The following is a 12,453-nucleotide window of genomic DNA, read 5'->3' as shown; positions in this document are numbered from 1 at the left end:
CTCGACCTGCGGTACGACAAGACGTCGGTGGCGCGCTGGCTGCGCGGGCAGCAGCCGCGGGGGCGCGCGCCGGGGATCATCGCCGAGGCCCTCGGCCGCAAGCTGGGCCGTACGGTCACGATCGACGAGGTCGGCATGGCCAACGGCCGCAACCTCGCGGCCGGGGTGGGGCTCCAGTTCGCGCCGACCGTGCCCGGAGCGATCGAGCAGGTCTGCGAGCTGTGGCGCAGCGACGTGGGCCGCCGCGACTTCCTCTCCGGCTCCACGGTCGCGGCCTCCGCGCTCGTCGAGCCCAGCCGGGACTGGCTGATCACGGGCCCGGACACCCACGTGGCCCGGATGGCGGGGGCGCGTGTCGGAGTCGCGGACGTGGCGGCCGTACGGGAGATGACGGCGGCGCTCGTCGACCTCGACCGGCGGTTCGGCAGCGGGCATGTGCGCCCGGTGGTCGTCCACTACCTCAACAGCGTGGTGTCGGGGATGCTGTCCGGCTCGTACCGGGAGGCCGTCGGCCGGCAGCTGTTCGCGGCGGTCGCCCGACTGACCGAACTCGCCGGGTACATGGCGGTGGACACGGGCGAACCGGGTCTCGCCCAGCGGTACTACATCCAGGCGCTGCGGCTCGCGCAGGCCGCCGGCGACCGGGGCTACGGCGGCTACGTCCTCGCCGCCTCCATGAGCCACCTCGCCGCGCAGCTCGGAAACCCCCGGGAGATCGCCCAGTTGGCGCGGGCCGCGCAGGAGGGGGCGCGGGGGAAGGTGCCGCCGCGCGCGGAGTCGATGTTCCACGCGGCCGAGGCGCGCGGGCACGCCCTGCTCGGGGACCTCAGCGCCTTCGAGACGGCGGCCGGCCGTGCCGTACGCGCCCTGGAGCAGGCCGATCCGGAGTCGGGCGACGACCCGGCGTGGATCGCGCACTTCGACCAGGCGTACCTGGCGGACGAACTGGCGCACTGCTACCGGGACCTGGGGCAGGCGGAGGCCGCGGCGCGGGCTGCGGAGGAGTCGATCGCCGGACACCCGGAGACGCGTGCGCGGCGCCGGGCCATCGGCCTCGCCCTGCTCGCCTCGGCGCAGGTCCAGCAGCGCGAGGTGGAGCAGGCCTGCCGCACGGGCACGCGCGCGCTCGAACTGCTCGGCACGCTGAGGTCGTCGAGGGGGGCGGAGTACCTGGAGGACCTGCGGGAGCGTCTGGAGCCGTACGCGGGGGAGGCGGTGGTACGGGAGTTCGGGGCGCGCATGGAGCTCTACGCCGCGTAGTCCCTGCTGGGGGCGGTGCCGTTCAAGAAGGTTGTGTAACCGGGCTCACACGTGTGTGCGGAGCCCCGGGCGCACCCGGTAGCGTGGGCCGACGATTCCGTAGGTCCATCAGTAGGAGTCCCGGTGACGCAGAACGGACAGGGTCCGGAGCCGCAGTACCCGGCGGTGCCCCCCGCGCAGAACGCCCCAGGGGGAGCACAGCCGTACGGTGGCGCCTGGGGTCCCGCCGGCGCGGCGCCGGGCGGGCAGCCGCTGCCGCCCGCGCAGCCCCTGCCTCCGGAGGCGGCGCCGGGCGGCGCCGCCGACACGCAGTCCACCCAGTACCTGCCGCCGGTCCCGCCGCAGGGTGCGCCGCCGCAGCCGGGCTACGGCTATCCGGGGCCGGGCGCCCCGGGCGGCGCGGACATGCAGGCGACCCAGCACATGGCGCCGGTCCAGGGCGGGATGCCGCCGGTGGCGCCGGTCCAGGGCGGGATGCCCCCCGTGCCGGGCGGAATGCCGCAGGCGCCGGGGCAGCAGCCGGGCTACGGGTACCCGCAGCAGGCGCCGGGCGGGATGCCGCAGGCCGGTCAGCGGCCCGGGTACGGCTTTCCGCCGCCGGCCGGGGACATGCAGGCCACCCAGCACATCGCGCCCGTGCCGCCGCAGCCGGGCGGGGGTGCCCAGACCCAGTTCCTGGGCACCGGGCCGCTCCAGGCGCAGGGCCCCGGGCCCGCGGGCGCCTCCGACGCGACCCAGTACATCGCCCCCGTACCGGCGCAGGAGCCCGGTGAGCGGCAGCCGCCCGCCGAGTTCGACAATCTCTTCCGTACGGAGGCCCCGCGGGCGCCGCAGGCCCCGCAGCAGCCGCACGCGCAGGCGTACCAGCAGCCCGCCCCCGCCCCGTACCAGCAGCAGCACCAGCCGCCGCAGCACCAGCAGCACCACCAGCCGCCGGCGCCCCCGCAGCAGTACGCGTACGAGGGCGCCTACTACGACGACGGCGCCGACCCCGAGCCCCCGCGCCGCAAGTCCCCGGTCGCGCTGATCGCCGCCGTCGTCGTCGGCTGCGCGGTCGTCGGCCTCGGTGCCGGCGCGCTGCTCAGCGGTGGCGACGAGGACAAGGACCCCAAGAAGGGCACCCAGAACGTGGCGGAGAGCTCCGCCGCCCCGTCCGGCGAGGCGTCGACCGCGCCCTCCGAGAAGCCGGCCGACCCCGCGGAGCCGCAGGCGCAGGAGCTGAGCAAGCTCCTCGCGACCAGTAGCAACAGCCGTGACACGGTGATCAGCTCGGTCGAGTCCATCAAGCAGTGCAAGAACCTGGACAAGGCCGCGAGCGACCTGCGGGGCGCCGCCGAGCAGCGCCGGAGCCTGGTGACCAAACTCCAGTCGCTGTCGGTGGACAAGATCCCGGACAACCCGGCCCTGACGGCCTCGCTCATCAAGGCCTGGCAGGCCTCGGCGTCCGCGGACGACCACTACGCGGCCTGGGGCGACCAGATGAAGGACAAGAAGGCCTGCAAGGGCGGCAAGGCCCGCTCGACCAACCACTTCCTCGCGGCGAACAACAAGAGCGGCGAGGCCACCGCGGCCAAGAAGCAGGCGGCCTCGCTGTGGAACCCGACGGCCGCGAAGTACGGCCTGGAGAAGCGGACGTACACCCAGCTGTAGCCGCGGCCCGGCGGCGGTCCGGGGAGGGGCTCAGGGGGCGGTCAGGACGGTCTCGCCGACATCGACGAAACCGGGCCGCTGTGCCACGAGCTGCCCTTTGCGGACCACCTGGAACGTCACCTCGCGGTTGACGATCCGGGGGAAGCCCGGGGCGCCGAGCAGGTCCTCGTACTTCCAGCGCAGGGGCGGGGTCAGGCCGCCGGTGTCGATCCGGGCGCCCCGGTCGAGGGCGAACGCGATCTGGGTGGCGGTGATCTTGTCGGCGTCGAGGGACTCGACGACCGTCTTGAGGACCGTGTAGGCGATCCAGGTGGTCTGGACGCCCGCGTCGGCCGGGTCGACCCGGTTGTCGGCGAAGGCGTGCTCCTGGATGACCTTCCGCATCGGCGCCCAGCTCTCGTCGGACGCCTCCGGGTACCAGCCGGTGACGAACGCGCCCTCGAAGGGGCTGTGGGCGCCGCCGGTGCGGTCGATCACGGGCTGGCCGACGCTGCCGAGGACGGACGAGATCCGCACGCCGTCCTTCTTCGTACCGGAGCCGCCACCGGAGCCGTCGCCCGAGCCGTCGCCGTTCCCGCTGTCGCCGTCGCTCTCCTGCTGCGGGAGGCGGCGGAAGGAGTCGAAGAAGGTCTGGGTGCGTTCGCCGAGCACCGCGGTGACGCAGCCGTCCTCGTCACCGGCCTTCTCGCGGGCCTTGACGGCGGGCTCGGTGTACTCGGCGGCGTCCTCGACGGCGGGGATGTCGATGGCGCTGCGGTGGCTCGCCTTGCGCAGGCCGGAGTTGAGGAGCTCGGGGAGCTTGTCGCCGGCGAGGGTGTCGGGCCGGACGAGGGAGACCTTGCGGCACGACGCGGCGAGCTGCATGCCGTGACCGGCGATGAGCGAGGCCTGGCCGCCGTTGACGGGGTAGGAGAGCGGGCTGGTGAACTCGTTCTCGGTAATGCCGTAGCCGCCGATGTACGGAATGCCCGCGGCTTCCAGGGGGGCCATGAAGGCGCGCCCGTTCTGGCTGTACGAGCCGACGACGGCGACCGCCTTCTCCCGCACGGCCCGGCGGGCGCAGGCGGCGGCGCCGGCGGTGGTGTTGTGCTCGTTGCAGGTGAGGATGCGCAGCTCGTGGCCGTCGATGCCGCCCTGGGAGTTGACCCAGCGGGCGTAGGTCTGCGCCATGGCGGGCATTCCGGGCATATTGGTGGCACGGGTCTGGTCGGGAGCCCACGTCATCACGGTGACGGGCTCCCTGGAACCCCCCGTGGTTCCAGGGAGCATGCCACAACCGGTGAGCAACGAGGCTCCGGCCGTCGCGGTCGTGACGTACGCGAGGAGTGAGGTCAGTCGCCGTCCGGTCATGGACACGCACATTTCCGCCTCACGGGTAACGCGGGAGTGAGCATGGTTCAACGCGGGGTGACGTGAAGGTGAATTACGGGGGCGACGAGGGGTCGGCTCCGGTTACCGGACAAGGGAACGTACGATCGAAACGTGTCCAGTCCAGTCTCCGGTTCGGTTAACTCTTCCCGTCGCGGCCGTCGCTCCTCCACCATGGGCGGCATGCCGCTCAACGACATGCCGTGGTGGCGCTGGCGCAGCAACGTGCGCTCGGCGCTGCACATGCTCTCCGACCCCGGGTTCCACGAGACCACCTGGCTGGCCGGCCTCGACGGGTACGGCGACGTCACCGACGCCGTCTACCGCCTGGTCGAGGACACCTGGCTCGACAACTGGTCCGCCGAGAAGTACGTCGGCTCGATCTTCCGCGACACCGGCGAGGCCGCCCTCGTCGACGTCGCCGTCCTCCGGGTGCTGCGCATCATGCACCAGGTGGGCCCCGACGCCCCCGTCTCCGCCTACCTCCAGCACCCCGGGTGGCCCGAGGCCGTACGGGCCGCCCGCGAGGCCCACGTACGCCTCGCGCAGGCCGACGGGGAGGACCCGGACACGCCGCCGCGCTCCCTCGACGTGCTGCACATCATGACGGGGTCCGCCTGACGGACGGTGGGTCACCGCGCACCTCCGGATATGGCAGGCTGACGGGATGACCGACCAGTACGTCCTCACCCTCTCGTGCCCCGACAAGCAGGGCATCGTGCACGCCGTGTCGAGCTACCTCTTCATCACCGGGTGCAACATCGAGGACAGTCAGCAGTTCGGAGACCGCGACACCGGGCTCTTCTTCATGCGGGTCCACTTCTCGGGCGAGGCTCCCGTGAACGTCGACAAGCTGCGGGCGAGCTTCGCCGCGGTCGGCGACTCCTTCGAGATGGACTGGCAGATCAATCGCGCCGACCAGCGCATGCGGATCGTCCTCATGGTGTCGAAGTTCGGCCACTGCCTGAACGATCTGCTGTTCCGCTCGCGGATCGGGGCGCTGCCGGTCGAGATCGTCGCCGTCGTCTCCAACCACACCGACTTCGAGGAACTCGTCGCCTCGTACGGGCTGCCTTTCCGGCACATCCCCGTCACCAAGGACACCAAGGCGGAGGCCGAGGCCGAACTCCTGGACCTGGTCCGCGAGGAGAACGTCGAGCTGGTCGTCCTCGCCCGCTACATGCAGGTCCTCTCCGACGACCTCTGCAAGCAGCTCTCCGGGCGGATCATCAACATCCACCACTCCTTCCTGCCGAGCTTCAAGGGCGCCAAGCCCTACCACCAGGCGCACGCGCGCGGTGTGAAGCTGATCGGCGCGACCGCGCACTACGTGACGGCCGACCTCGACGAGGGCCCGATCATCGAGCAGGAGGTCGAGCGGGTCGGCCACGAGGTGACCCCCGACCAGCTGGTCGCGATCGGCCGCGACGTGGAGTGCCAGGCGCTGGCCCGCGCGGTGAAGTGGCACGCGGAGCACCGCATCCTGCTGAACGGCCGCCGCACGGTGGTCTTCGCGTAACACCCGCCACCGCGCGCGACCTACAGCCGGCTCAGCGACGCCGCCGCGGACAGGACGTCACCGATCGCCTCGCGGTCGCCGTCCTGTCCCGCCGCCGCTTCCTCCGGGGAGATGTGCCCCGCCACCAGCTGGCAGAACTCCACCCCGTCCATCGCCACCTGCGCCACCACACGCTCCGGCGAGCCGAGCGCCGCCGGTTCGCCAGGGCGCCCGGAAGCAGCCGGGCCGCCAGGTCGATCATGCTGTGCAGATGCGCCCCGCTCGGCGCCGCGTACGGGTACGCCACCGCGTTCGCGATGTCGTCCGCGTGCACCCAGCACTCGAACGCCCGCTCAAGCAGCGAGTCCCGCAGCGGCAGCGCGAAGTCCTTGTACGTGACCGTCAGGTCCGCCACACCGCGCCCCGCGAACGACACCGTGCGGATCAGCGTGTGGCTCTGGTCCCGCCACGGGCCGCGGATGGAGCGGTTCGGCGGCCGGTCCAGGCCCGACCAGAGCGCCTCCGTCCGCTCCGAAGGGGACAGCTCCGGGGTCCCCGCGCCCAGCGGGTCCTCCAGGCCGAGCGCCGCCGACACGAGCCCGTCCACCGCGAGGAGATGCCCCATGACACCGGCGACCGTCGCCTTCCGGCGGACGATCCGGCCCTCCTCGTACCACTTCAGCCGGACCGGCGCGTGCCACTCCGACTCGCCGATGTCCCGGAGCAGGGCGTCGAGCCGCGCGGTCTCCGCGTCGTACGGCGTGACCCACTCCGGCACCGGGATGCGCGCCGGCCGCCGGCCCAGGCAGTTCTCGAGCACCCGGGACCGCAGCAGCGGGTCGAGGTCCAGATCGCGGTCCTCGTGCAGCAGCGCCACCGCGTCCCGCAGCCGCAGCGCCTCGTCCGCGCACGGCGCGCAGGCCGTCAGGTGGTCCTCGACGGCCTGCGTCTCCCCGGGCGAACACGCCGAAAGGGCCCAGGCCCCGAGAAGGGACTTGAGCACCCCGTGCGTCAGGACGGGTACGGCGGGCTCGGGTTCCACCCCGGGCTTCTCCTCTTCCGGCGCTTCACCCGGGTCGGCCGTCAGGTCCGCGTGGTCGTCCGCCGCCCGACGTGGTCCCGGTATCCACGGGGCGCGTGCGACGTCGTCCCCGTCGTCGCCGTTCGCCCGGGTCACCGCGCCCGTCCGTAGCCGGGCGGACCGCCGCCCTCGGAGAAGGGCCGGTTCGCCGAGGAGAGCAGCTGGAGTCCGAGGCGCAGGCGCCGCCGTGCCTCGTCCTCGGTGACGCCGAGGTCGGCGGCGGTCTGCCGGTAGTCCCGCCGCTGGAAGTACGCCAGTTCGAGCGCGGCCCGCAGCGGCGTCGGCATGGACGTCACGATGTAGTCGGCGCGGGCCGCGACCGAGGCCCGCCGGACCTTCTGCTCCAGCTCCTCCGCCGAACCCCGGCCCGTCTCCGCGTACGCCGTCGTCTCGGCCTGCCGCAGCCGGTGGACGGCCTGCCGCTGTGTCAGCTTGGCCACCCACGAGCGCAGGTTCCCCTGCTTGGGGTCGTACGCGTCCGGGTTCTCCCAGATGTAGCCGAAGACCTCGCGGGTGATCTGGTCGGCCGCGTCGTCGTCGTCGAGGACCCGGTGGGCGAGGCTGTGCACCAGGGCGGCGAACCGGTCGTACAGCTCGCCGAGCGCGGCCGCCTCGCCGCGCGCCAGCCGCTGCTGCATCCTGCGGTCCCAGCGCGGTGGTGTGTCCATCGCCATCCGACCCTCGCCCCTCCCGGCTCCGGCGGCTCTCCGTCTCTACTCCAAAGTAGTGTGCCGCTCCGACAACGCACCCGTGTTTGCCGCAAGTGCGCCCTTGACGCGGGCCCGGATGGTAAGGAAAGCGTCATCCCCGCGCCCGCGGGTTTCGGAACGTCCCGACGGGGCAGGCGGCGACCGTGACGACGATCGAGGTCGACGAGAACGAGTACGGCTCCTGGACGGTGTTCCGTGTACGGGGCGAAATGGACCTGGTCACCTCGCCCCGGATACGCCGCCGCGTCCACGACGCCGTGGCGGGTGGCCGCCACGACCTGGTGATCGACCTGTCCGCGGTGCGGTTCTGCGACTCCAGCGGGGTGGGCGTGCTGATCGCGGCCCGCCGGCTGCTCCGCTCCTGCGGCGGCCGGCTGCGCCTGATCCTCCCCGAGGACCGGGACGGCCACGTCGGCCGGGTCCTCACCGCGCTCGGCGTCCGGCGCCTCTTCGAGGTGTACGAGGACGTGCCGGGGGCGCTGACGGGGACGCCGGAGCCGACGGGGACGCCGGATCTCGCCGACGTGACCGTGCCCAGACAGCAGGTCACCGACCGAATCGCTCCCTGAGCTTGTACTTGAGCACCTTCCGCAGCGTCTCGTTGCGGGGGAGCGCGTCCACCACCTCCAGCTGCTCCGGCAGCTTGTGGACCGACAGGCCCGCCTCCCGCAGGAAGGCGGTCACCAGCGGGAGGGTCAGCGGGCCCGCTCCCGGGGGCTGTTCGACGACGGCGCAGACGCGCTCGCCGCGCTCGGCGTCCGGGAGGCCTATGACGGCGGCGTCGCCGACGTCCGGGTGCCGGTGCAGGAGGTCCTCGATCTCCTTGGCCGAGATGTTCTCTCCCTTACGGATGATGATGTCCTTGATCCGGCCGGTCAGGACCAGGTGTCCGCTCGGGGTGAGGTGTCCGACGTCGCCGGTGATGAGGAAGCCGTCCTCGTCGAAGGCGGCGGCCGTCTGCGCCGGGTCCAGATAGCCCCGGCAGACGGCCTCACCGCGGAGCCGTACCTCCCCGGAGCCGGTGATCCGGATCTCCATGCCGGCCGGCGGGCGGCCCTCGGTGGTGGCGAGGTTCTCGGTGGTGTCGTCGGGCGCGCCCATGGTGATCATGGGGACCTCGGTCATGCCGTATCCGTGGGTGAGCTGGCACCCCAGCTCCTTCCGCACGGCGTGGTAGATCTCCGGCGGCTTCGGCGCGCCGCCGCCGGCGAGCAGCCGCAGGGTGGGGATGACCGGCTCGCCGGGGTGGTTGCGCTGTTCGGCGAGGAACATCGAGTAGAAGGCGGTGGAGCCGCCGGCGACCGTCACCCCGTGCCGCCGGTACTCGTCGAGGGCGTCGGGCAGCGCGAACTGTTCGAACATGACGGCCGGGAATCCGTACAGCAGGAGCATCACCGTGTAGTCGGGCCCGGCGATGTGCGCGTACGGGAAGGCCATCGAGCCGACGTCGGACTCGGTGAGCTTCAGCGCGTGGGCGAGGCAGGAGCCGCCCGCGAGGAGCGAGCGGTCGGTGTGCAGGACGCCCTTGGGGTCGGAGGTCGTTCCCGAGGTCCAGTAGATCCAGCGGACGTCGGTCCCGGAGGAGGGCGGCGGGGGCAGCACCGCCGGGTCGCCGTCGGGCAGGGAATCGGGGCCGTACGCCTCGAAGATCCCGTGCGCGCCGAGCCGCCGGGCCATCTCCGTATGGTCGAATTCACGCCAGACTCCGGGGACGGCGAAGAACTCGGCCTTGGACTCGCGCAGCGCGTAGCCGACCTCCTTGTCCCGGTAGAAGGGGATCACGGGCGTCTGTACGGCTCCGATGCGGGCGAGCGCGAAGGAGAGCACCGCGGTCTCGATGCGGGTGGGCAGCTGCCAGGCGACGACCGTGCCCGGGCGCACCCCCATGGCGTGGAGCCCCGCGGCGCAGCGCTCGGCGCGCTCGCGCAGCCCGCCGAAGGTGAGGACCCGGTCGCCCTGGAGGAGGACGGGCCGGTCGGGGGTGAGGGCGGCGCGGCGCTCGACGAGCTCCCAGAGCGTGCGGGCCGCGCCCAGGGCGTGTGCGGTCTGATCCATGACCGGACTCCTCTTGGCTGACGTACCGTCAGATCGTCCGGTGAGCGTAGAGGCCGGGCGCTTGTCGGTCCAGGGGCGCGGGGCTAGCCTGATGCCGTCAGATCTGACGGTCCATCAGAAACATGGAGGGGTCATGACGGAACTGCCCCGCATCATCAGCGTCGACGACCACGTGATCGAGCCCGCCCACCTCTTCGAGACCTGGCTCCCGGAGAAGTACCGCGACCGCGGGCCCCAGCCCCTCACGGCCGGCATCGGCGAGCTCGCCTACGTCGCCGGCAAGTACCAGATCACGATGGACCCGGACGGCCCGCCGACCGACTGGTGGATCTACGAGGACCTCAAGTTCCCGTACAAGCGCAACATCGCCGCCGTCGGCTTCGACCGCGACGACATGACCCTGGAGGGCATCACCCGCGCCGAGATGCGGCGCGGCTGCTGGGACCCCAAGGCCCGCCTCGCCGACATGGACCTCAACCACGTCGAGGCCTCCCTCTGCTTCCCCACCTTCCCCCGCTTCTGCGGCCAGACCTTCGCCGAGGCCCACGACAAGGAGGTCGCCCTCGCCTGCGTGCGCGCCTACAACGACTGGATGGTCGAGGAGTGGTGCGGCGACAGCGGCGGCCGGCTCATCCCGCTCTGCATCATCCCGCTCTGGGACATCGACCTCGCCGTCGCCGAGATCCGGCGCAACGCCGCCCGCGGCGTCAAGGCCGTCACCTTCTCCGAGATCCCCACCCACCTCGGCCTGCCGTCCATCCACTCCGGCTACTGGGACCCCTTCTTCGCCGTCTGCCAGGAAACGGGCACGGTGGTCAACATGCACATCGGCTCCAGCAGCCAGATGCCCGCCGCCTCGCCCGACGCCCCGCCCGCCGTCCAGGCCTCGCTCAGCTTCAACAACGCGATGGCCTCGATGATGGACTTCCTCTTCAGCGGGGTCCTCGTGAAGTTCCCCCGGCTCAAGCTCGCCTACAGCGAGGGCCAGATGGGGTGGATCCCGTACGCCCTGGAGCGCGCCGACGACGTCTGGGAGGAGCACCGCGCCTGGGGAGGTGTCCGCGACCTCGTCCCCGAGCCGCCGTCCACGTACTACTACCGGCAGATCTTCTGCTGCTTCTTCCGCGACAAGCACGGGATCGCCTCCCTGGACGTGGTGGGGCGGGACAACGCCACCTTCGAGACCGACTACCCGCACGTCGACTCGACCTTCCCGCACACCAAGGAGGTCGCCCTCGACCACGTCCAGGGCCTCGACGACGAGACGGTCTACAAGCTCATGCGGGGCAACGCCATCCGCATGCTCGACCTCGACCTCGACCGGGGCGTCGGCTTCGGGCGGGGTGCCGACCTCGACCGGGGCGCCGAACTCCGTCGGGACACCGCCTGATGGACCTCTCCTGCACCGACGAGGAGGAGGAGTTCCGCGCCCGGCTCCGGGAATGGCTCACCGCCACCCTGCCCGGACTCCCGCCGAAACCCGACCCGATGGACTGGCCGGCCCGCCGGGCGTACGACTGCGGCTGGCAGCGCCGGCTGTACGACGCCGGGTACGCCGACGTGCACTGGGACGCCTCCCCGACCCAGCGGCTGATCTTCCTGGAGGAGACCGAACTCGCCGGGGCGCCGTATGTCGGGGCCAACTTCGTCGGCCTCCTCCACGCGGGCCCGACGATCGCCGCCGAGGGCACGGCCGAACAGCGCGCCCGCTGGCTGCCGCCGGTCCTGCGCGGCGACGAGGTCTGGTGCCAGGGCTTCAGCGAGCCGGGCGCCGGCTCCGACCTCGCCTCGCTCCGGACCCGGGCCGTACGCGACGGGGACGCGTACGTCGTCACCGGCCAGAAGATCTGGACCTCGCACGCGGAGGTCGCCGACTGGTGCGAGCTGTTGGTACGGACGGACCCCGAGGCGCCCTCCAAGCACCGGGGCATCACCTGGCTCGCGATGCCCATGGACGCCCCCGGCGTCACCGTACGGCCGCTGCGGACGCTCGCCGGCTCCACCGAGTTCGCCGAGGTCTTCCTCGACGAGGTGCGGGTGCCCGTCGGGAACCGGGTCGGAGAGGAGAACGACGGCTGGCGGGTCACCATGGTCACCCTCTCCTTCGAACGCGGCACCGCCTTCGTCGGCGAGGTCGTCGCCTGCCGCCGCCTCCTCGGCGAACTCGCGCGCACCGCCCGGAAGAACGGCACCTGGGACGACCCCGTCCTGCGCCGCCGCCTCGGCAGGCTCTCCGCCGAGTTCCAGGCCCTGTGGCGGATCGTCCAGGCCAACGTCAGCGAGGCCCAGGCGACCGGCGGGGTGCCCGGCGCGGGCGGCTCCGTCTTCAAGCTGCACTACTCGCACGCCCGCCAGGAGCTGTACGAGGCCGCCGCCGCCGTCCTCGGCCCCGACGCGCTCGACCTCCGCCGCGACTGGACCCTCGACCGGCTGTCCTCGCTCTCGTACACGATCGCGGCCGGCACCTCCCAGATCCAGCGCAACATCGTCGCCGAGCGCATCCTCGGCCTGCCGAAGGGCCGGTGACTCCCGCCATGGACTTCCGACTCACCGAGGACCAGCGGGCCCTGCGGCGCGGTGTACGGGACCTCCTCGAAGGCCGCTTCGGCCGGGAGGCGCTGCGGACGGCGGTCGACTCCGGCGGGGCGCTGGACCGCGACCTGTGGCGGGAGCTCGGCGCGGCCGGACTCTTCGCGCTGCGGCTGCCGGAGGAGGAGGGAGGCGTGGGTCTCGGCCTCCCGGAGGCGGTCCTCGTGTTCGAGGAGGCGGGGCGGGTGCTGCTGCCGGGGCCGCTCGTCGCCACGCACATGGCGGCGGGGTCCGTGCCGGGG

General features: G+C 72.5%; 11 protein-coding genes and 1 pseudogene. 8 read left to right on the top strand and 4 right to left on the bottom strand.

The window, feature by feature from the left end; all coding sequences use genetic code 11:
* Positions 1–1,260 (top strand): transcriptional regulator (locus AOK00_RS18015; RefSeq protein ID WP_254047402.1); only part of this gene is annotated, 1,260 nt, incomplete at its 5' end.
* 123 nt (positions 1,261–1,383) lie between these two features.
* Positions 1,384–2,910: a hypothetical protein gene (locus AOK00_RS41185; RefSeq protein ID WP_055601325.1), complete on the top strand. Its 1,527-nt coding sequence runs from the start codon at positions 1,384–1,386 to the stop codon at positions 2,908–2,910.
* Between the two features lie 30 nt (positions 2,911–2,940).
* Here AOK00_RS41185 and AOK00_RS18005 read toward each other — a convergent pair whose 3' ends face one another.
* Positions 2,941–4,260: an ABC transporter substrate-binding protein gene (locus AOK00_RS18005; protein WP_055601324.1), complete on the bottom strand. Its 1,320-nt coding sequence runs from the start codon at positions 4,258–4,260 to the stop codon at positions 2,941–2,943.
* Positions 4,261–4,452: 192 nt separating this feature from the next.
* On the opposite strand from AOK00_RS18005, the gene AOK00_RS18000 reads away from it, so the two are divergent.
* Together AOK00_RS18000 and purU are read left to right on the top strand one after the other, a co-directional pair.
* Positions 4,453–4,899: an SCO4402 family protein gene (locus AOK00_RS18000; protein ID WP_055601323.1), complete on the top strand. Its 447-nt coding sequence runs from the start codon at positions 4,453–4,455 to the stop codon at positions 4,897–4,899.
* A 46-nt stretch (positions 4,900–4,945) separates the two neighbouring features.
* A complete protein-coding gene (gene purU, locus AOK00_RS17995) occupies positions 4,946–5,797 on the top strand; it encodes a formyltetrahydrofolate deformylase (RefSeq protein ID WP_055601322.1) in 852 nt (283 codons plus the stop codon).
* A gap of 20 nt (positions 5,798–5,817) precedes the next feature.
* On the opposite strand, the pseudogene AOK00_RS17990 reads toward purU, so the two are convergent.
* Positions 5,818–6,953: pseudogene (locus tag AOK00_RS17990) on the bottom strand (zf-HC2 domain-containing protein).
* Complete coding sequence (locus tag AOK00_RS17985) at positions 6,950–7,531, bottom strand: sigma-70 family RNA polymerase sigma factor (protein WP_030322256.1); 582 nt, start codon at positions 7,529–7,531, stop codon at positions 6,950–6,952. Before AOK00_RS17985 ends, AOK00_RS17990 begins: the two are co-directional and overlap by 4 nt.
* A gap of 179 nt (positions 7,532–7,710) precedes the next feature.
* On the opposite strand from AOK00_RS17985, the gene AOK00_RS17980 reads away from it, so the two are divergent.
* On the top strand, positions 7,711–8,136 hold the full coding sequence (locus AOK00_RS17980; protein ID WP_254047401.1) for an STAS domain-containing protein: 426 nt from the start codon (positions 7,711–7,713) through the stop codon (positions 8,134–8,136).
* Here AOK00_RS17980 and AOK00_RS17975 read toward each other — a convergent pair.
* Positions 8,114–9,622: a class I adenylate-forming enzyme family protein gene (locus AOK00_RS17975; RefSeq protein ID WP_055601321.1), complete on the bottom strand. Its 1,509-nt coding sequence runs from the start codon at positions 9,620–9,622 to the stop codon at positions 8,114–8,116. The genes AOK00_RS17980 and AOK00_RS17975 overlap by 23 nt on opposite strands.
* 133 nt (positions 9,623–9,755) lie before the next feature.
* On the opposite strand from AOK00_RS17975, the gene AOK00_RS17970 reads away from it, so the two are divergent.
* From AOK00_RS17970 to AOK00_RS17960, 3 genes are all read left to right on the top strand, one after another.
* Positions 9,756–11,012, top strand: coding sequence for an amidohydrolase family protein (locus tag AOK00_RS17970; protein ID WP_055601320.1), 1,257 nt, complete (start codon positions 9,756–9,758; stop codon positions 11,010–11,012).
* Positions 11,012–12,148, top strand: coding sequence for an acyl-CoA dehydrogenase (locus AOK00_RS17965; protein ID WP_055601319.1), 1,137 nt, complete (start codon positions 11,012–11,014; stop codon positions 12,146–12,148). The genes AOK00_RS17970 and AOK00_RS17965 overlap by 1 nt, the downstream gene beginning before the upstream one ends.
* Before the next feature lie 8 nt (positions 12,149–12,156).
* The coding region (locus tag AOK00_RS17960) for an acyl-CoA dehydrogenase family protein (RefSeq protein WP_173861586.1) at positions 12,157–12,453 on the top strand (297 nt) is incomplete at its 3' end.

The sequence above is a fragment of the Streptomyces aureus genome (assembly GCF_001418135.1).
Classification (GTDB): domain Bacteria; phylum Actinomycetota; class Actinomycetes; order Streptomycetales; family Streptomycetaceae; genus Streptomyces; species Streptomyces aureus_A.
This window is presented reverse-complemented; position numbering and strand designations above follow the sequence as displayed.